This is a genomic window from Vibrio sp. V38_P2S17PM301 (genome assembly GCF_009904845.1).
Classification (GTDB): domain Bacteria; phylum Pseudomonadota; class Gammaproteobacteria; order Enterobacterales; family Vibrionaceae; genus Vibrio; species Vibrio proteolyticus.
In genome coordinates, this window is the sequence record NZ_WXWO01000077.1 from 64,292 (window position 1) to 84,823 (window position 20,532).

General features: G+C 50.5%; 19 protein-coding genes. 8 read left to right on the forward strand and 11 right to left on the reverse strand.

The features are described from left to right. Positions 1 to 4: 4 nt before the first annotated feature. From CAG64_RS16915 to CAG64_RS16925, 3 genes are all read left to right on the forward strand, one after another. Positions 5 to 658: a lysophospholipid acyltransferase family protein gene (locus tag CAG64_RS16915; protein ID WP_161453198.1), complete on the forward strand. Its 654-nt coding sequence runs from the start codon at positions 5 to 7 to the stop codon at positions 656 to 658. 168 nt (positions 659 to 826) lie between these two features. Then, positions 827 to 1,600, forward strand: a complete 774-nt coding sequence (ompV, locus tag CAG64_RS16920; protein WP_161457748.1) for an outer membrane protein OmpV — start codon at positions 827 to 829, stop codon at positions 1,598 to 1,600. A gap of 157 nt (positions 1,601 to 1,757) precedes the next feature. Next, positions 1,758 to 2,549: a hypothetical protein gene (locus CAG64_RS16925; protein WP_161457749.1), complete on the forward strand. Its 792-nt coding sequence runs from the start codon at positions 1,758 to 1,760 to the stop codon at positions 2,547 to 2,549. Positions 2,550 to 2,574: 25 nt separating this feature from the next. On the opposite strand, the gene CAG64_RS16930 is transcribed toward CAG64_RS16925, so the two are convergent. After that, positions 2,575 to 3,756: a M20 aminoacylase family protein gene (locus CAG64_RS16930; RefSeq protein ID WP_161457750.1), complete on the reverse strand. Its 1,182-nt coding sequence runs from the start codon at positions 3,754 to 3,756 to the stop codon at positions 2,575 to 2,577. A gap of 146 nt (positions 3,757 to 3,902) precedes the next feature. Between CAG64_RS16930 and CAG64_RS16935 the strand changes: the two genes are divergently transcribed. Then, complete coding sequence (locus CAG64_RS16935; RefSeq protein WP_021706026.1) at positions 3,903 to 4,835, forward strand: LysR substrate-binding domain-containing protein; 933 nt, start codon at positions 3,903 to 3,905, stop codon at positions 4,833 to 4,835. Between the two features lie 22 nt (positions 4,836 to 4,857). Here the strand turns inward: CAG64_RS16935 and CAG64_RS16940 are convergent, their stop codons facing one another. The 4 genes from CAG64_RS16940 to malX form a co-directional block, all read right to left on the reverse strand. Further along, a complete protein-coding gene (locus CAG64_RS16940; protein ID WP_161457751.1) occupies positions 4,858 to 5,979 on the reverse strand; it encodes an XAC2610-related protein in 1,122 nt (373 codons plus the stop codon). Between the two features lie 104 nt (positions 5,980 to 6,083). Next, positions 6,084 to 6,602, reverse strand: a complete 519-nt coding sequence (locus CAG64_RS16945) for an Hcp family type VI secretion system effector (RefSeq protein WP_021706024.1) — start codon at positions 6,600 to 6,602, stop codon at positions 6,084 to 6,086. A gap of 247 nt (positions 6,603 to 6,849) precedes the next feature. Next, positions 6,850 to 8,025 (reverse strand): MalY/PatB family protein, encoded by a 1,176-nt coding sequence (locus CAG64_RS16950; RefSeq protein ID WP_161457752.1) that lies wholly within the window; start codon positions 8,023 to 8,025, stop codon positions 6,850 to 6,852. Between the two features lie 71 nt (positions 8,026 to 8,096). Then, on the reverse strand, positions 8,097 to 9,671 hold the full coding sequence (gene malX / locus CAG64_RS16955; RefSeq protein WP_161457753.1) for a maltose/glucose-specific PTS transporter subunit IIBC: 1,575 nt from the start codon (positions 9,669 to 9,671) through the stop codon (positions 8,097 to 8,099). Positions 9,672 to 9,918: 247 nt separating this feature from the next. Between malX and malI the strand changes: the two genes are divergently transcribed. The 3 genes from malI to nhaD all read left to right on the forward strand — a co-directional run bounded on the left by malI (position 9,919) and on the right by nhaD (position 14,278). Continuing rightward, positions 9,919 to 10,941: a Mal regulon transcriptional regulator MalI gene (gene malI, locus CAG64_RS16960; RefSeq protein WP_161453213.1), complete on the forward strand. Its 1,023-nt coding sequence runs from the start codon at positions 9,919 to 9,921 to the stop codon at positions 10,939 to 10,941. Positions 10,942 to 11,313: 372 nt separating this feature from the next. Next, positions 11,314 to 12,618: a dicarboxylate/amino acid:cation symporter gene (locus CAG64_RS16965; RefSeq protein WP_021706020.1), complete on the forward strand. Its 1,305-nt coding sequence runs from the start codon at positions 11,314 to 11,316 to the stop codon at positions 12,616 to 12,618. A 223-nt stretch (positions 12,619 to 12,841) separates the two neighbouring features. Continuing rightward, positions 12,842 to 14,278 (forward strand): sodium:proton antiporter NhaD, encoded by a 1,437-nt coding sequence (gene nhaD / locus CAG64_RS16970; RefSeq protein WP_161457754.1) that lies wholly within the window; start codon positions 12,842 to 12,844, stop codon positions 14,276 to 14,278. A gap of 64 nt (positions 14,279 to 14,342) precedes the next feature. Here the strand turns inward: nhaD and CAG64_RS16975 are convergent, their stop codons facing one another. The 4 genes from CAG64_RS16975 to CAG64_RS16990 all read right to left on the reverse strand — a co-directional run bounded on the left by CAG64_RS16975 (position 14,343) and on the right by CAG64_RS16990 (position 17,088). Next, positions 14,343 to 14,615, reverse strand: a complete 273-nt coding sequence (locus CAG64_RS16975; RefSeq protein ID WP_161457755.1) for a hypothetical protein — start codon at positions 14,613 to 14,615, stop codon at positions 14,343 to 14,345. Positions 14,616 to 14,817: 202 nt separating this feature from the next. Continuing rightward, positions 14,818 to 15,222: a hypothetical protein gene (locus CAG64_RS16980; RefSeq protein WP_021706017.1), complete on the reverse strand. Its 405-nt coding sequence runs from the start codon at positions 15,220 to 15,222 to the stop codon at positions 14,818 to 14,820. Positions 15,223 to 15,235: 13 nt separating this feature from the next. After that, positions 15,236 to 15,712: a methylated-DNA--[protein]-cysteine S-methyltransferase gene (locus CAG64_RS16985; RefSeq protein WP_021706016.1), complete on the reverse strand. Its 477-nt coding sequence runs from the start codon at positions 15,710 to 15,712 to the stop codon at positions 15,236 to 15,238. After that, complete coding sequence (locus tag CAG64_RS16990) at positions 15,709 to 17,088, reverse strand: AlkA N-terminal domain-containing protein (RefSeq protein WP_161457761.1); 1,380 nt, start codon at positions 17,086 to 17,088, stop codon at positions 15,709 to 15,711. The genes CAG64_RS16985 and CAG64_RS16990 overlap by 4 nt, the downstream gene beginning before the upstream one ends. 178 nt (positions 17,089 to 17,266) lie before the next feature. Between CAG64_RS16990 and CAG64_RS16995 the strand changes: the two genes are divergently transcribed. Continuing rightward, complete coding sequence (locus tag CAG64_RS16995) at positions 17,267 to 17,470, forward strand: hypothetical protein (protein WP_021706014.1); 204 nt, start codon at positions 17,267 to 17,269, stop codon at positions 17,468 to 17,470. A 95-nt stretch (positions 17,471 to 17,565) separates the two neighbouring features. On the opposite strand, the gene CAG64_RS17000 is transcribed toward CAG64_RS16995, so the two are convergent. Continuing rightward, complete coding sequence (locus CAG64_RS17000) at positions 17,566 to 19,305, reverse strand: RCC1 domain-containing protein (RefSeq protein WP_161457756.1); 1,740 nt, start codon at positions 19,303 to 19,305, stop codon at positions 17,566 to 17,568. Positions 19,306 to 19,330: 25 nt separating this feature from the next. After that, the gene (locus tag CAG64_RS17005; protein WP_161457757.1) at positions 19,331 to 20,329 is read right to left on the reverse strand and encodes an OmpA family protein; all 999 of its coding nucleotides are present in this window, start codon (positions 20,327 to 20,329) and stop codon (positions 19,331 to 19,333) included. Between the last annotated feature and the right edge of the window lie 203 nt (positions 20,330 to 20,532).

Here is a 20,532-nt window from a genome sequence, read left to right on the forward strand (position 1 = left end):
GCGTATGGCAACGATTCCGAAAATGTTGTTTGTGCTGCTGATTGTCAAGCCACTGGTGTTTATCGGCCTCGGCCTGAATATCATTCAGCGCCAGAACCTGCCCACACACGGGCCGGTGATTGTGGCCGCGAACCACAACAGCCACCTGGACACCTTAGTGTTGCTGGCGTTATTTCCAATCAGCATGGTTCACAAGGTACGCCCGGTCGCAGCCGCCGATTACTTTCTGGCGAATAAACTGATCGCCTGGCTGTCATTAAACGTGATTGGCATCATTCCTATCCGCCGCTCTCCGACCCGGGAGCAGCGAGATGCCATATTCGACCAGTGCCACCAGGCGCTGCGTAACGGCGACATTCTGATCATTTTCCCGGAAGGCAGCCGCGGCGAGCCGGAAATCATGAGCGGCTTGAAAAAAGGCATCTATCACTTACTCAAACAGCACGAACAGTGCAGTGTCACACCAGTGGTGATGCGCGGTCTCGGCCGCTCACTGCCAAAAGGCACCGCAATGCTGGTCCCATTCAATTGTGACGTGGTCATCGGTGAACCGATCCGCCATTTTGAGGATGCCAGTCACTTCATTCAAACCATGCAGAGCTGCTATCAGCAACTGACTCAGCACTGCATTACTCAAACCGCCGATTTCATCGACTAAACAACCGGGAGTTCAGGCTCCCGGCCTTTCTCTGACCGTCGATCAGACACATTCTGACTGTTCTTCGGCTTACAGCATACATATCCATACACAACCCGACAGACATTGATCCTTTTATTTTGTACAGTGTTCAAAACAAATCACCTGAACACAACAAAGGTAAATCTGATGAAAAAGCTAGCACTCCTAATTTCAGCAACGTTACTTGCTAGTCACGCCTACGCGGGTGACACCTATATTCGCAACGGTAACATTTACACACACGAAGGCAGTTGGGTAGTCGGCGCAGGCGCCGCATACAGCAACGACCTGTACAAGGGCCAGGACAAAAACTGGGCACCTATGTTGAACTTCGGTTATCACGGAGAAGATTTCAACGCTGACTTTGGCGGTGTGAACTACCGCTTCTTCGGGAACAATGACGATCTGCTGAACCTGAGCGCCTATTTGGGCACCAGCGGCCTGATGTACGAAGCCAAAGATGCCGACGTACTGAAAGGCATGTCAGACCGTAAACTCAGCCTAGACATGGGCCTGAACGCCGACGTTAACCTGGGCGATGGCACGGTCTCAACCTTTTATCAACATGATGTTTCGGGCCGTTATAAAGGCTTCCTGACTGGCGTAAAATACGCACACGTGATTGAACTGGGCTCTGTCGATTTCGTGCCATTTGCTGGTGTGACGTATCAGAGCAAAGATTACGTCGACTACTACTTTGGTGTTCGCGACAAAGAACAGACTGCAACCCGCAAAGCGTACAAGGGCGATGGTACCTTCTCATATGGCGCTGGTTACCAGTTGGTAGTGCCAATCACCAAAAACCTTGAAGTCACACAGTCTGCCGCATACTCACGCCTGGGCTCTGAGATCTCTGACTCACCGTTGGTCGACAGCAAAAACCAATGGGCGGTTGGTGCAATGGTGAACTACCACTTCTAAGCACTATCTAATCGCGTCGATTTCAACCTTCTCCCCAGACCAAGTCCTGCCTGATTGGGGAGAAGGTTTTTTTATACCTGACGCAAAGGTCAGCGTCAGCGCATTCCGCCATCGGACGTGCTAGGATAAAAGTCTCAACACGGAATGTGAGCAGATTATGGTACCCCGACTTTTCTGGCGCTGGTCTTCAGGCGCATTTGCCCTAAGCGCGATACTGCTAGCCGCTGGCTGCAGCCAAACACCAGCGACGTCTTCCAGCGAGCCCATCGCATCACCCAACCAGGTTGTGATCCGTCATGACGCTTTCGACTGGAGCGTCGCAACGTTAGGAAAAAGCGTTGACGAGATTGTGGATACTTATAATCTCAACGCCCGGGCGCTTGCCCCCGGAATCGTCATTGTCCCGGACAAGCTCCAGAGGCAAAGCATGCAGGACTACCTGAAAACGCTTTCTCAAGAGGAAGCACAGGAAATCCAAGACTGGTTTGACAGCAATCCCCCCGCCGATGACAGCATTGCGGCGGCGGTCGGCGCATACGAAGTGTCGGATCTTGCTTACATGTACGACCAAATGGGCGGAACGTTCCGGGTTTATCGTTACCACTATCCGGATCACTTCATGAGTCTGATGGTATCGAGCATTGAAAATACTGACGGCAAGGATCAGGTCTATAAACTGGCGCTAGATATTGATATCCCGGCATACCAAGCCCGTTATCAGGGCGACAGAGACGCCATCGCCGATATGGTGCTGGCAGAATGTTTATGGCTCAACGCAGTGATCCCGACACTGAACTTTGAACTGCTGCGCGATACGATTTCACAAGGCTTCCGCTCCATGAGTGAACAGCAGCCTTATGAAACGGTGTTGGAAGGTGTGCGGATAACCAAAACCGCCAGCCTGCGCCGGCACATGTTGTTTATCCTAGAGCCAGAAGGCAATCCCTGAAAGATAGCGCCAGCAGGTTCTGGCGCTATGCGGCCGTGAGCTCTCGTTTCACCAGTTCTACAAATAAAGATGCGCCAGTTGGAATAATGGCGTCATTAAAGTCATAGCCAGGGTTGTGCACGCAGACACCGCCTTTCTGGCCTTCTTCACCGTTGCCCAGGAACAAATAACAGCCCGGCACTTTTTGAAGCATAAAAGAGAAGTCTTCACTGCCCGAAAGCGGGACACAATGATCATCGACATTCTCTTCCCCCACCAAAGCCTTTGCCACATCAGCCGCCAGTTGCGTCGGCTGAGCATGATTAACCGTCGCCGGATAACTGCCCGGCAGAATCGTGAATGTGGCCTCAGCCCCATACACCGCAGCCGCGGTTTGTACGATATGACCGAGTTTTTCTACCGCCAGTTGACGCACACTGTCATCAAACGCCCGAATGCAGCCCTTTAAGCTGGCGGTATCCGGAATCACATTGTGTGTCCCTGACCCAGCGTGTACATCCGTGAACGACACCACAGCGGCGTCGAGCGGCGATATATTTCGTCCTACAATCGACTGTGCGCTCAGAATGATGTTACTCAGCGCCAACGTGGGGTCAACCGAGAACTGAGGCATCGCCGCATGACCGCCTTTGCCACGAATGTCGATCACAAAGCGATCCGAACTGGCCATCATCGGCCCTTCACGCAGCCAGATATGTCCGGCAGGAATGCCCGGCATGTTGTGCATGCCATACACACGATCACATGGAAAACGCTCAAACAGACCGTCTTTGATCATGGCGTCAGCGCCGGCTTGTCCCTCTTCTGCCGGCTGAAAAATAAAGTGTACGGTGCCACTGAAATCACGATGCTGGGACAGATACCAGGCCGCGGCCAGCAACATGGTGGTGTGCCCGTCATGACCACAACCATGCATCTTGCCCGGATGCTGAGATGCGTGGCCGAAGTGATTCATTTCTTGCATTGGCAGCGCGTCCATATCCGCGCGCAGGCCGATTGCCCGAGCTGATGGCGTACACCCTTTTAAGACACCGACCACACCTGTTTTGGCGATCCCGGTGTGTACTTCATCCAATCCCCACTCACGTAACTTCGCCTCCACGAGCGCTGCTGTGCGCTGTTCCTCAAAACCCAGTTCTGGATGTTGGTGAATATCCTGGCGCCATCGAGTGAATATCTCATTTTGGTTTTTCAGCAGTTCAATCATCACTTTTCCTCACACTTGAGCGTCAACCCATATCAAATTGTTATTCTTAAACCGAGTTGTTCGGGTGACTTCGCTTTCTTTTAATGTATATACTTTTCTCTGAAAGTTACGAATGACTTACCGCTATCAATGGATAACAAAATGTTATGGCTTACCGTGGATTTACCGACTCTCAGATAGAAGCCTTCATGTGGACCATGAAAACAGCCAGCGCGACCGAAGCGGCTGAAAAAATGCTGATCTCTCAGCCGGCCATCAGCCGCTTGCTCAAGCAACTGGAAGACCGGCTCGGGTTTGCGCTGTTTGAACGTCAGCATAATCGGCTGCTGCCGACCCGTCGGGGCACGCTGTTCTATCATGAGGTCGACAAGGTGTATCTTGGTCTTGCTCATCTGCGAGTGTTTGCCGACAAGCTCAAAGATCAACATGTTTCAGGTCAGTTAAGGATAGTCAGTATGCCGTCACTTGCCATCAGCCTACTGCCAGCATTGGCGATGGAGTTGGAACGAAGCTACCCGGATCTTGAGCTGGCGCTGTATTCTTATCGCTCATCACAAATCCCGGACGACATGATCGCTGGTCGATTTGATTTCGCGATCACGACCGACATGCGCCGCGATCCACGTTATCAGAGTCGCCACTATGCTCTGCCCTGCGTGTGCGCGCTGCCTGCCTCACACCCACTGACACAGCTAGACGTGATTGACTATCAGGATTTGAATGGTGAAGTTCTCATCTACGGCGAACCTCACGATCCGATTCGCCAGAAGATGCAGTTGACGTTAGACGAACTCAACGTTCATCCACGTAAAGTGTGGACAGTCTCGTTGCAGGATATGGCCATAAGGCTGGTCAAAAGCGGTACCGGAATTGCGGTCGGCAGCTGTTTATCGGCGCTGGACGCTAATGAGGCGGAGATTGCCATCCGCCCGCTACGCCATCCGGTGACGTATGAGATGCAGATCTTGCTGCCACTCGACAAAGACATCGACCCGCCCGTCGCGGCGATCAACACCCGGTTAATCGCGCTGCTGGAACAAAAAATTGAACTGAGTCAGCAACAGTTTTACCCGCGATAAAAAGCAAAAACACTCGAGACCGTTAGTTAAATTTCAGATTCGACACCGCAGCCTGTTTCAGGCGCGTCAATGATCCGTTGCGACTGGTGACATCGCCGCGAAGAAAAAACGACTGTTGCCCTTGCTGTACTTCCACTCCCACTCGTTGTGGCTCATCGATTATAGTGTAACGCGTTTTGCCAAGCTGAAAACTCAATGCCTGTGGTCGGTAAACGAAACTGGCTGACTGCTCCAAAAATATTGGCCCGTGGTCTTGTTTATGTTCATCACTCTGCCAGTCCAGTAAGCGGTTGGCTGCCAACTCAGCGCTGAATTCCACCCGTTGAGTGTTAGCATTGATCAACGCGTAATCGACTCTTTCATCGCTGATGTACACCACCACTTGCTTCTCCGGGCTTTTCTGCAAACGAAAAGTCAACACCGTCTGAGGCGCATCGTCCGGTGGTGCGAAGTCGTCCATCAGATAAAAAAGCGCCGTGGATGGGTTCTTTCCATCGCTATAGGTCGTGCGTGTGTAACGAGCAAAAGTCATCCCCACTGGTACCACGACCGTTGATTCGGCCAGAACAGGCGCCTGCGTTTCCGCTCGATAGACATCAAATTTATGCCAGCAACAACCACTCTTGGTCATGGTGAACAAGGCTTTCTGCTGAGCATCAACCTCAAACATTCCGCAATATTGCGAAGCAAGAGCGCTATATGCTTCGTTGTAGGAAAATGAACCGTTTTCACGGGCCAGATAAATCGAGTACGAAGGCCCGCCATAACAAGAATACCAACCTTGTTGCAGCGCGAAGTCTTTGCGTCCGTCCAGGTTCAGATCCTGATAGATCAAGGCACTTTGTTCACCGTAGGGGATCTGCAGGACATTGGTGTGTAAGGGCGTACTGAGATCCGATGGCAAGGCCAGTTGATCAACCGAGTGCGTGATCACAGGCTGACCATCTTGATTGAAGACAGTAATCACACCAATATTTTCTGAGGTGAGATCCCGTTCAGACCGGCTTGCAACATCGAGTGTCAACTGAGCGGAATAGTCCGGAGAAAAGGTTTCAAACGCGTACGTGCTCGCGGCCATCGCCGCAGACATACCCGACATCCAGACAGAAACACATACAGCCAAACAGGATTTCCAGGAAAACATAAAACACCACACACAAAAACAATCACAAGGGATGAAGGCAACATTTCTACACACACAAAAAAGGCCAACATAATGTTGGCCTTTTTACTGACGCTAAGCTCAAATTACGCTTCGCGTGGAGCACGCCAGTCGTCGTTACCTGCAGTACCACAGTTTTCGTGAGTTACTTCGATTGCACGGTAAGTGAACTTCAGAACTTCTTCAGTCACACGGTCTGCAGTTGCAGCGTCTTGACAGTGGTTCATGCGAGTTTGGATGTCTACCAGCAGAGCATCAATCAGTTTGATCGTGTAGTAGTGCTCTTGCTTACCTTGTACAGAAGTACGGTAGAAACGGATCTGACACTCAGGCAGTTTCTCACCAGAAACCAGCGCGTTGAACAGTAGTGGAGAACAACGGTCTTGAACTTTAGTTACCACAACTGGTTTGTGAACACGCTGACCAGTTGGCTGACCGCTTTGTGGGTCACGTGGAATAGTCAGAACGTGATCCAGTTCTTGAACCAGGAACTCGTCAACGTGCGCTTCTTGCCAAGTGTTACCGACAGAATCTGCAGAGAAAGTATCTTTAGTAATGTGACCTTGAGTTTCGCCGTTGATAGTCATATAAGCTGGAGTTGGCATAGCAATTTCCTTGTGTTCTCTAGTATTGGATTGGGCTCGTTATGAGCTGCATACCATAGGTATATCAAGTACCATGCCAACTTTTTAAGTTGTTAAATTTCAATAATTTAAAGTAAAACAGGAAAAATAACCAACAAACATGACAACAATTTCTTGGTGGATTTACCAAAGTCTTGAACGAATCGACCAACTTTTTGTTTGTGGATGAATCATGGCAGTTTCTTTGATAGCCAGGACACACCCTCAGTCAGCATTGCTGGCGAATTGCGCCAATGAGCGCCGTTACGCCCGCTTCCACTTTGCTTCTCGGACAGCCGAGATTCAGGCGCACAAACCCTGCTCCACTCTGGCCGTAAACACTGCCCTGCATGATGGCAACGTTAAAGTCTTTAATTAAACACTGATTCAACTGATTCATGTCCAAATCCAATGACGACAAATCAATCCAGGCCAGATAGGTGGCCTGCGGTACTTGGTAGGCGACCGAAGGAAACGCGTCATTAAGCACCATGCTGACGTACTGATGGTTTGCGTGAACGTACTCACTTAATGCGTCTAACCAAGGTGCGCCATGTTGATACGCCGCCATGGTCGCGAGCACCCCCAGTATCGCGGGCGAAGACAAACCATCGACCTGTTTGAGGGTATACAAATAGCGGTCGCGGCTTTGCTGATCGGCAATGAACCCGTACGCGCCCGTTAAGGCCGGAATGTTGAATGACTTACTGGCCGATGTGATCAATGCCCACGGCGACGTCATACCAAATCCTTGAAAAGGCGTGTGCGCTGCAAAGCTGACGTCCATGTGGATTTCATCGGAAATTACCGCCACCTGATGTTTCTCACACAGCTGCGCAAGCCTGGTTAACTCGTCACGCCGCCACACCCGCCCAGTCGGGTTGTGAGGACTGCACAATAAAAAAACACGGCTGTGCGGCTGAGATAGCTGCGCTTCGAGATCCGCCCAATCGATCTCATACCCGTTTGCGCCTTTTCGCAGGCGACTCGGGACGCAACTTCGGCCCAGGCCTTCGATCATACGTTCAAACGCATCGTAAGCCGGTGAGTGAAACACCACCCCATCACCGGGTTGGCTCCAGAGTCTGATCAGCTTAGAGATCATGTAGATAACCGATGGACCATAGACGATCATCTCCGGCTCCATAGTTGCGTCGAAACGCTGGTGAAACCAATGGATGATGGACGACTTAAAGTCGTCGTGGTTCCAGCGACTGTAGCCCAGTACCGGGTGATCAAGACGCTGTTTCAGTGCGGCGAGCACCGCCGGTGGCGACGCGAAATCCATGTCTGAAATCGTAAACGGCAGCAGCCCGGGCGTTCCAAAACGCTCCTGCACATAGTCCCACTGAGTGCAGTACGTGCCCGTGCGGTCAATCGGTGTATCGAAATCAAAGTGTTGCATCGTTATGCCTCCTGAAGTAAACCTCCCTCAACCAGAGACGCAGGTCTGGCCGAGGGAGAACGAGTCTAGCCTCAACTGGCAGAAATGAGGGCCTGCATTTCATTTTTCACCAGGTGAACCTGAGTCCCGATCACCACCTGCAAATTGTGCTGGTCCAGTTTCACTACCCCCAGTGCACCATGGGCTTTGAGTTTGGCATCGTCCACCAGAGACATGTCTTTCACCGACAAGCGTAAACGGGTAATGCAGTTGTCCAGCGCACTGATGTTGTCTTTGCCACCCAGCGCGGCCAATACCGCAGCCCCCTTGCCTGATTCATTGATGAAAGTGGCTTCCAGCGCTTTATCCACTTCAGCCGTATCGACATCACGTCCGGGTGTTTTCAGGTTGAACTTGAGAATCGCGAAGCGGAACACCGAGTAGTACACCACAAACCAAATCGCAGCCACGACCGGCACCAGGTACCATTTCGTCGCAGTGCCCTGCAAGACGCCAAAGACCAGAAAATCAATTATGTTGCCGTCGGTGTTACCAATGGTCACGTCGAGCAAGCCCATCACCATAAAGCCCAGCCCGGTCAAAATGGCGTGGATCACATACAGCACCGGCGCCACAAACAAGAACAGAAATTCCAGAGGTTCGGTGATGCCCCCCACCACACACGCCACCACGCCAGAAATCAGCAGCGCCTTGATTTTATGACGGCTTTCCGGTTTCGCGCAGTGATACATTGCCAGAGCTGCACCAGGCAGACCGCCCAGGAACGTTGGCATCTTGCCCTGAGAAAGAAATGCTGTCACTTCCGGCGTAAAACCCTGAGTGGTAGGACAGGACAGCTCAGCATAGAAAATATTTAATGCACCGGATACCGTGTGCCCACACACGTCCATGGTTCCCCCTGCTTCGGTAAAGCGGATCAGTGCCACCAGAATGTGGTGCAAGCCGACCGGCAGCAACAAACGTTCACCGGTCCCAAACAACATCGGGCCGAAGGCACCCGCCCCTTCTATTGCGTAACCGACCGCGTTGATACCCTGAGCGAAATATGGCCAGATAAACGGGATCACGACGCCGACCACTCCCAGCACGATCGCAGAGATGATCGGAACAAAGCGCGCGCCGCCAAAAAACGCCAGCGCGTCTGGCATTTTAAAGGTATAAAAACGCTGGTGAAGACGGGCGACGATCACCCCGACGATCACCGCACCCAAGATCCCGGTATCGATCGATTCAATACCGATTATGCTTTTCACGCCATACGCTTTGCGTTCCAGATCATCACTGAGCACACCGGCAACGGTCAGAAAGAAGTTGATTGCCAGGTTAAATGCCGCATAACCGACAAAACCGGCAAACGCCGCCACCCCTTTTTCTTCGCGGGCAAGGCCAAGCGGGATCGCGATGGCAAACATCACTGGTAAATAGATGAATGCCACCAGACCAATTTTGGTCATCCACATAAATAGGTATTGCAGCAGGGTATTGTCCAGTAATGGGATGGCTTCACGGATGGCGGCACTCGACAACGAACTGCCAATACCAAGCAATATCCCTGAAAACGCCAGCAGCGCAACGGGCAGCATGAACGTCTTACCTAAACTCTGTAAGAATTCCCACATGGTGGTTTTATTGGTGTTACCTGACATAACAACTCTCCGCGAGATGAAAACGTAGGGCATACGTCGCGTCTGTTTACAGAGCCTGAACGGCGTATGAGGCTATTTTTTATGCGTTGAGTCTACGCCGCTAAAATTTTTGATAAAACGTTTTACCAAATAATTTGTGATCGGCTTATATAAATTTCGATTAGTTTGTGATCACCCTTTTATAATCAGGGCAATAAAGGTATGTTTGCCTGATAAAACGTTTCTCCTCCTCCAGATAAGTGAACCTATGTCGACCAAAAAAGTGACCATTACCGAAGTAGCGAAACACGCCGGTGTATCGGTCACGACTGTCTCTATGGTACTGAGTAATAAAGGCCGCATTTCTGTGGATACGGCCGAGAAAGTCAATCAGGCGGTGGAAGCACTGGGCTACATCCGCAACCGAGCCGCTGCGAATTTGCGCTCAAACAGCAGCGAGATCATCGGTCTGATACTGAAAGACATCAGTGATCCATATTATGCGGAGGTGGCCGCCGGTTTGAGTGAAGAGATCGAAAAACAAGGCTACATGCTGTTTCTAGCGCAAAGTGGCAGCAGTCAGGACAAGTTCGACCAATGTCTGCTGACCATGGCCCGTCAGGGCGTAGGCGGTATCGCGTTTTGTCCCATTGGTGAAAATCAACAGTTCGATATCGAAAGCATCAAATCGCATGCGTTGCCCATGGTCTGCATTGCGCGAGCCTCCGTCGACAAGCAGATAGACTACGTCGGCCCGGACAATACTTACTCTGCCAAACTGGCGACGGAGCACTTGATCAAGCAGGGACATCGCCGCATTGCCTACATTGGTGGCAAGAGCAGCTCGCTGTGTCGCGCCGAACGCATCGGCGGTTACTGCAGCACTCTGATGCAATTTGGCCTGCCGTTCAAACCCGAGTGGGTCGTTGAATGTGACAAAAGCCAAGCAGCGGCCGCGCAAACCGTTCAACAGTTGTTGTCAGAACACCCTCAGGTGACGGCCTTGCTCTGCCATCACTCTTCAACCGCACTGGGTGCCGTGTATGGCGTTAATCGCGCTGGTCGCCGGGTGGGTAAAGATCAATTCATTGGCGAACAGGTATCAATTATCGGCTTTGATGACGTTGAAGAAGCCAGTCTGACCGAACCGCCCCTCACGTTCATCCATTCCGACGCGCGAGAAATGGGTCGCCAGGCGGCTAAACGTCTGATCGACCAACTGCACACGCCGAGCGATCAGGCATATAGCCTGATCCTCCCCCCGCAACTGATTATCCGTGAATCGGCCTGATTGCCGCCCAATAGGCCGAAATAATCAAGTTGCCAGCGCCTGCTTCCATTCCCTGTCAGGAAAAGTGAATAAATACCGCATAAACATGCAACGCCAAATCGTTGTCCTGCCACTTTTGGCACAAAACCGGGTGTAATCAGAAATTATCGACTTGTATATACAAGAATTTAAATTGTGAAAACATCGAACATTTAGATAAACATTTCAAACCAAAAGGTTAAATAAAGGTAAAAATAGCAAAAATACGGGTGATTTTGATCACATCTATAAATCCAGTTCCTGATTTTAATTTCTTATTTATCAAAAGCACTGATACTCTGCTGCACGCTTTGAAATGATGTCGAAGTGCATAAAATAAAGGAGTGTTCAAAAATGAATACCAAGAAACCGATGTCGCTGACCAGCCGAGTTATCTTAGGTATGGTAGCGGGTATTCTGACTGGCTTTGCGATTCGTTCGCTGTTTGCCGGCAACGGATTTGTTGACGCGTACATTGTTAACGGCCTGTTTGAAGTGGGTGGCCAGATTTTCGTCGCCAGCTTGAAAATGCTTGTTGTTCCATTGGTCTTTGTCTCTCTGGTCTGTGGTACCAGTTCACTCAAAGATCTGTCTACTTTAGGTCGTATGGGTGGTAAAACCCTGGCGTTTTATATCGCAACGACCGCAGTGGCCATCACACTGGCCCTGACGATGGGTAACCTGTTTCAGCCAGGTGCTGGCGCGGATCTAACGGCTGCCAGCAGCTTCAAATCGGCTGATGCCCCATCACTGGGTCAGGTCATCATCGATATGTTCCCAACTAACCCAATCAGCGCGATGGCTGAAGGTAAAACTCTTCAGGTGATCGTGTTTGCGGTGTTGTTTGGTATTGCGATCAGCGCCGCAGGCAAACCGGGTGAGCGCATCGCCGCCGTGTTTGCGGATCTGAACGAAGTGATCATGAAACTGGTCGCGTTACTGATGAACCTGGCGCCTTATGGCGTATTCTTCCTGATGGCTAAGCTGTTTACTGGCCTTGGGCTGAGCGCAATCGTTAACCTGGCAGAGTACTTCCTGGTACTGGCAGGAACGTTGCTGCTGCATGGCCTGGTCACGTACAGCGCAATGTTAAAAGGTTTTACTGGTCTTAGCCCGATCACCTTCCTGAAGAAGATGGAAGATGCGATCATGTTCGCCTTCTCAACCGCGTCTTCCAACGCCACTATTCCGGTCACGATGGAAACTGCGAAGAACCGTTTTGGTGTCGATAACCGCATTTCATCGTTCACTGTACCACTGGGGGCGACCGTGAACATGGACGGCACTGCCATCATGCAAGGTGTGGCCACGGCCTTTATTGCTCAGGCGTACAACATCGACCTGACCATGGGCGACTACCTAATGGTGATCCTGACCGCAACGCTGGCCTCTGTTGGCACCGCCGGTGTTCCGGGTGTGGGTCTGGTGATGCTGGCGATGGTACTGAACCAGGTCGGCCTGCCACTGGAAGGCATTGCTCTTATCATGGGTGTTGATCGTCTGCTGGATATGATTCGTACTGCCGTCAACATTACCGGTGACTCTTGTGTGACCGTCATTGTGGCGAAGTCCGAAGGTGCTCTGGATGAAGCGCGCTTCAACGACCCGAAAGCGGGTGAAGAAGAAGAAAGCGTTCACCTGAAAGAGGCAAAAGCGTAAGCGACACCCACCGAAACAGCCCCGCTCAGCGGGGCTTTTTTATACCTGCGCTTGACGCATGCTCGCAAACCGGTTGTCATCACTTCCCCCTGCGCTCGACACACCCCCTACCTACCCCTAAAGCGCAAAATTCAGTCATTTTCGTCGCACATCACAATCCCTTCAAGTTATTGGGTCTACTATTGTTTTTACAACAACAGACAACGCGCAAGGAGTGCAGTGGATGAATACGCGGTTACTGGTAATCGGACTGAGTTTGTGTCTTTTCCCACCCCTAGGTTTCGCCGCTTTAACCGAAGCCACTTATCTCGACCTGACACATACGGCGGTCGGTCTGACATCATTGCTGCTGTTTGTCCTAGCCTACACTCTGGTGATGCTGGAAGAGTACCTCAAACTGAAAAAATCCAAGCCGGTACTGCTTGCGGCCGGGCTCATCTGGGCGCTCATCGGCTACACCTATTCACAAATGGGTGAGATTGAGATCGCTAAGGCGGCCCTGGAATATAACCTGCTGGAATACGCGGAATTACTGCTGTTTTTGTTGGTTGCCATGACCTACATAAACGCAATGGAAGAGCGACGCCTGTTTGATGCCCTGCAAGCGTGGTTAATAGGCAAAGGGTTTAACTTCCGGGCGCTGTACTGGATTACCGGCGTACTGGCCTTTTTCATCTCTCCGGTGGCCGACAACCTCACCACCGCACTGCTGATGTGCGCGGTGGTGATGAAAGTAGCGTGTGACAACATGCGCTTTATCAACCTGGCCTGTATCAATATTGTGATTGCCGCCAACGCTGGCGGCGCGTTCAGCCCGTTTGGCGATATTACCACTTTGATGGTCTGGCAGGCCGGACATGTCTCCTTCACGGAGTTTATGCCGCTGTTTGTGCCTTCCGTGATCAACTATCTGGTTCCGGCGATGGTGATGTCGTTGTTCATCCCCAATCAGCGGCCGCACACCTTGCATCAGAAAGTGGAACTCAAGCGCGGTGCCAAACGTATCGTGGCATTGTTTATTCTGACCATCGCCACTGCAGTGGCCTTCCACGCCGCTCTGCACTTCCCGCCTGTCATCGGCATGATGATGGGTTTGGCCTACCTGCAGTTCTTTGGCTACTACCTGCGCAAAACACTCAGGCATTCGCTGGCGAAAAAGGCGGCATTAGCGATTGCCAATGGCGACGACGAAGCACTGCGAAGATTGGGGTCGGTAGTGCCATTTGATGTGTTCCGACGTATTTCCCACGCCGAGTGGGACACCTTGCTGTTCTTCTATGGCGTCGTAATGTGTGTGGGAGGGTTGAGCCTGCTCGGCTATCTGGGCATGGTGTCGGAGGTCATGTACAGTCAATGGGATCCGATGTGGGCCAACATCATGGTGGGTATTTTGTCTGCTATTGTCGATAACATTCCGGTGATGTTTGCTGTACTGACCATGGAGCCGGAGATGTCCGTCGGCAATTGGCTGTTGGTCACACTGACCGCAGGCGTCGGCGGCAGTCTGCTGTCGATCGGTTCAGCGGCAGGCGTGGCTCTGATGGGCGCGGCGCACGGCCGCTATACGTTTTTTGGTCATCTGAAATGGGCACCGGTGATTTTACTTGGCTACTTCGTCAGCATCGGTGCGCATGTCCTGCTTAACGCAGCGTTATTCTGAAGCGTATGATTAAATAAGCGCGCACCAGACACACTGGCGCGCGCTGAATTTCCGTGCTATTGCCTCAGTAATGCCCACCAACCCCTTCGATGATACAGACATGATCGGTTTCATCGAGGCGAAATACCACACGATCCCGCTGCGATAACCGAATCGACCACACGTTATTGCCTTTATCCAAACACTCAACGTGTGAATCAAACTCGTCAGCGGCATGACGTGGATCCGTGCCGTTGTGAAAGATTTCATTCTGAAACAAGTCAAAATTACGCTGCGCCGCACTGCTGATTGGTCGGCTCCAACGCACGGCCGATTTATTGATTCGCCAATAGCTCATGATGTTCTCCAACTGAATATTTTTTACCTTATTATTCCCGCATGCAGGGTAAACACACCACGAGGACACTTGGTGTCGTTGGTGACTCACGCGGCGCGAATTACCGTACACTCTCTGAGCCTAGACCAGCAAAGTCGGCGTGGCAAAAAACAAAGGAGGAAATGTAGCTATCATTAAGCGGTTGATATGATTATGTAAATTTTCATTCCATAGACGAATAATCAAACACCAGCGTCTCAGGCAAGCGGTTCCAGACACTGGCGAGTTTATATTTTGCACAAGAACTGCATGTCAAGCTTTCACCTTCATTTTGAATGCTCATCACCAAGTCTTCACGCTTCTCTAGTGAAGAGTTTCTTAGCTGAATATGGACATGCCTTTTGTCCACCGTATACGACTTGGTAAAAATTGAGCCCTGAATCGAATACGTCATCACACCATCCTTAAACGTGATGGTGTCTTCGTTGTCCTGATTACCATAACTGCCTTCAAACGAGTAGGTTTCATGGTGAACCAGACGTTCCAGTTCATCCTGACCACACCCATTGAGTAGCGTGCCGAAAAGTATGGTAACGCCAGTCATACATATTCGATTTAGCGTTTTCATTGTCGTCCTTATGCTAGTCGATAATCCCTTCCAGTTTCAGCAGTGACTGTTTCCGCTCCAGTCCACCCGCATAACCAGTTAGCTTGCCACTTTTACCGATTACCCGATGACACGGCACAATCACCGACACCGGGTTCTTACCATTGGCCAACCCAACCGCTCTGACCGCTTTAGGGTTGTTGATGTAATTTGCCAAGTCTTGATAGCTCCAAGTTTCCCCGTACGGGATGGCCTGCAACGCCTGCCACACTTGCTGCTGAAACGCTGTGCCTTGCGCGGCGACTGGTAGCGAAAAAACCGTACGCTCTCCGGCAAAATATTCGGTTAACTGTTTGATTGCTCTAACAAGTATAGGAAAATCATCGTCTCTTGCACCTAATTGTTTTGGTTGTGTGGTGTGCGTTTCAAACCACACACCCAGCAGTCCCTGTTCATTAGCTTGTACAGTGACGCGTCCTAGCGGGCTGTTAAAAATGCTGTATCGATTCATGACATATGTTTCCAACAATGAAAAGTGGCGTAACTGCCCCACGGGGCGACGGATTCTGCGCTGAGGCCCGGAAAGTCAGCTTGCGCTTTTTTTACCACCAGGTCGCCATCCAGAAAGCAATCTGCTTCGGATTTCCCCCGTAATCTGGCGTAGCTGACGGTCCAGGGACCAATGCCTTTAAGCGCCAGCCAGTGTTCAGGATCGCTGTCCGGCTCTTTAGATACATACTCCGCCAAACGTTTTAATGTGTCCTTACGGCTTTGGGGCATACGCAAAAAACTGAGGTCAGCGTCAGCCACCTGTGCAGGTGTGGGGAAGCATCGCTGAGAATTTTTCGGATGGAGTTGCTGTACCAACAAGTTCAACTGGCCGATAGCCGCCTTAATCGACACCTGCTGGCCCAACACCGCCCGAACTCCGGCTTCCCATGGGCTCCAGACCCCGGGAATGCGAATGCCTGAATGAGTCACCAACCCCGGAGCCACCGATTCAAGGTGTGATTCAATCGATAACGTATCCGCGTCAAGGTCGAACATGCGTCTCAGGCGTGTCACCAACTGGCGCAACTGTGTGATGTCTTCCAGCTCAAACTCAACATCCAAGGTCTGGGTCCGAGCGTTATGAGAGGGATTAAAATCCGCGTTAAACCAGCCTGAGCGGCCATCAAGCTCAAAGTAACGCTGATAACGGTTTTCAGTCAGGTGCTCGACCCCCTCAATCGCTCTCAAGCGGTAAAACTCCAACATGTGTTGCCAGTCAAACGCTCCCCGAAACGCAAGCGCCAGCTGATTGTGGCGTCCGTTGCCCAGTTGCTGCCGACGCACCTGACTCGGCGTCAGTTTCAGCACTTTCTGAAAGGCATCATTGAAACGGCGTGTGCTGTTAAAACCGCACGCAAAGCCGATATCAGTGATCGACATGGAGCTGTTGTGCAGCAGTTGCTTGGCGAACATCAATTGATGATATAACGCGTACTGTTTCGGAGACATGCCCAGATGCTGCTGGAACAACTGACGCAGATAGCGATCGGTAATGCCCAGCCGATCACACAACGCAGGTAAGTTGGCACCTTGCAGACCGCCCTGCTCGATCAGTTTCATCGCACGCAGAAATGTCGTTTCGGTGCCTTTCCACGCCCAGGAACTGGGGGCGCTATCCGGGCGGCAACGTAAGCAGGGCCGATAGCCTGCTTGCAGTGCCTGAGCCTGATTGGCAAAGTACTCCACGTTCTCTTCCTTAGGCAAATTCGCCGGGCAAATGGGGCGACAAAAAATACCGGTGGATTTGACGGCGATGTAAAATCGTCCGTCGAAGCGGCTATCCCGAGCCATTCTCGCTCGCTGACATTCTTCGCGACTCAGACGATTGAGTTCCATTGATGCCATGATTCAGTCCTGTTGTCATACCGTTAAGCAAATTGTACGCGACTCCATCAATTGAACTAGCCATTTTCGGAACTAAATCCGCACAAGGGAACTTGTCGATCTTTGACTTTGTTGTCTACGCTTTGTGAGTACCGTTCCAATCTGGTTAATAACAACAAGGACGTCAGTTATGGACTTACTTTCATGTAAGATAAAACTCAATGATAATCAAGTCGTTATCAGTCACTCCGTTGAAAAATCTCTGCGTTTGATTGAGCAGCATGGTAAACGCGGAATTTCGGATGTCGAGATCGATGCGACAGATGGTAATCAACGACACACCTATACCGGCATGAGCTTTGAGGAATCCCTCGAAAGTTTAATGAATTTGTAACTCACTGATAAATGAAAAAGCCCTGCACTTTGCAGGGCTCAATGTTAAGACAAGTTGCGATATTCCGGCTTAGCAAGATTTTTTATCAAGTAACGTCAAGGCAATGTCTCATATTCTGTTTCCGCTTGAGGAGTAAATTCGATCGGTAGTGAATTGCCACCTTCGGCGTAACCTGCACTCCCCCATGTCATAACCCGGCCATCTTTAGATCGAGCAGTAAAGGCGCCTATGTTGGCAACTATATCCACAATGTCGTACAACTCAGATTCAACTGCACTGGTATCGGAACAATACGCCTGCCCCCAGACCGATACGGTCAGATCTTTCCAGATAACCGCATAGCAATCGTACCCTTCATACAATGAATGCAGTGATAACACGTTATACGGATCAGACTCGATTTGGGCACCAATCCCGTTACCCCAGGCGATTTTCTTTCCATCGGATTTTTCAGCAATAAAGGCATGACTGAGCGCCTTAACTGAAACGATATCCGTCAATGGTTCAGTTTGAGACGGATCACCACCAGTAAACGCATTTCCCCAGACGACCAGCTCACCATCACTGCGCAAAGCCGCCACCGATCCTGATGTTGTTACGATGGTCTGAATGTTAGTTAATTTATCCTCTACAGAACTTGAGTCTCCGGGGCCAATCCCCCAACTAACCACCGTGCCGTCAGCTTTCAAAGCAAAAAACGCTCGACTGGTAGCAAACAGTTCCGTCACGTGGTTAAGTCTGTCTTGCACCTCAGAGCTGTCACCACCATACTGTGCTTGCCCCCAAGTCACCACTGTTCCATCTTGCTTCAGTGCAGCAAATGCCCCACCTTCATTCGGCAATACAGAAACCACATCTGTCAGTTTGTCGCTTACAGCTGAGCTGTCACCACCATTTTCTGCCTCCCCCCACGTGATTACCCGGCCGTCGAACGTTAATGCAGCCCATCCAGGTCCGAGCGCGCTAGCAACCACAATAGACTTAACATTATTGAGCTGATCTTCAATCGCACTGTAATCATTGGGTCCCCACAATACGACTTCGCCGGAACCAGTAATGGCGGCTCGGTTGCCCCATACACCATCTGCAATTACATCTTGTACATCAACCAGTCGCTCCTGAACCGCACTAGAATCACCACCGTTGTAATCGAGTCCCCGTGTAAGGACAGTCCCATCTTTCATGATCATGGCAATGCTCCACTGATCACCCCGGATTTCATCTACGCTAGTAAACACTTGACCAGGTGTACCGCCGGCATCGTATGCATCAAATCCCCAAAACGTTGCATTACCTTCATTAGTTATCGCCCCGAAAATCGTACCATCAAGATACAAGTGATTGATGATGGGCGCGGGAACGTAGTAGCGGCTGAGTTGATTCGTAGCTTGTGGATGTTCTACTGTCAGTTTCATCACTTTACCTAATGTTGTCGCATCTATCTCTAACGACTCACCCACATGCACAATTTCTGTCTCAGCCTCAAACACACCGTCATTGTTGAGATCTGCAAACCAGGTAAACTGGTAATCATCCGTTGTACAATCTGGACACTCTGCTATTGCTCGGCCTGATGTCGCAGCCAAGCCATACCAAATACTGGTCTTATACAAATCCGTGATTTCAGCAAACGGCTTGACTGGCAATTCAACAGGTGGATACGCGACCGGTGGATGCCCAGGCTCAGGTAGCTCCACAACAGGTGGCGTCACCGGAACTGGTTTTGTTGGCACTGGCACATACGGAGCAGGCTCCTTCGGTTTATCTTCAAAAATATCCTCAGACCCACAGCCGACCAGCAGTATGCCTGCCACCATCACAGATATAAATTTCATCTTCATCACAAACATCACTCTCATACTACTGATTAGCCTGATAACTAAATTCTGGAATCACTATCTCTACCCGGCGATTTTGAGCCCGGCCAGCTTCAGTGTGGTTAGTCGCGATGGGTTGTCGTTCACCCACTGCGCGCACTTCAACCTGATGTGTCAGAACACCTTGGCCAATTAAATATTGAGCCACTGAACTGGCACGACGCAGAGATAGTGACTTGTTATAGTCTTCACTCCCTACCGAATCGGTGTGACCAGTAATGATCACATTCGCTTGAGGAAATCGAAGTAGAACTGAGAGCACTTCTTGTATTCGGGCTTTTGCTGACGTTGCTAGTTGCGCACTGTCTGTGGCAAACAGGCTGCTGCCATCCTGTTCATTCATAACCACAACAGCTGATGGCTTCGCAGTGGTTACTTCTTCTATAACTGGACGAGAGTCGAGCTGCTTCTTATGTGCCGACTTGTTAGAATCAACAAAGCGGTAAGTCATTCCGACCACCACACTGTGGCTGTCAAAATAATCCGTCCCCGAGTCTCCCAGATTGTTGATGTATTGATATCCCAAGTTTGCAGACCAGTTTGAGGACAACGCATAATGAACGCCTACTTCCACCAACGGCGAGTAACCTCGTGCCTCCAACTCACCACGGATAGGAGAGTATTTGTCAATGGACCAATATGCCAAACCTGCGCGTCCATACAGACTGGTGTCAGAATTAAGATACCAATCGTAACGCAGCGCACTTTCGAACAACGAGAGATCCACCTCAACGCCTGTCGCTTTGGCTTTGAGTGTGCTCCAATGTTGGTAGCCCAGATCAACACTCCACTCCGGAGAAAATTGCCAACCAGCAAATACTCCCAGAAGGTGACTGGTCGGATCCTGATGATGGTAATTGCTATCGTCTGCAATTTGATAGCCGCCTTTTAACCCCAAAAACGCATAGGACTCATACGTATCTTGATTGGCGTAAGAGAAAATTGGTGTCCCTACCAAAATAAACAGTGGAAAATATTTCATTTGTCATGCTCCAGATGGAATAACTATTGTTAGTGACACCACATTCCGTTATTTAAATAACGCATCATGGTTAACAAAAAGGAGTCTACAAATGTTCCGGTGTGATTCGAATGAGACTATTCTCAAAAAATAAAACATTAATTAACAATAAATAAAAAAGCCCCAACAAGAACTAAGAATGATCTTATGTCACAGGCTATAGG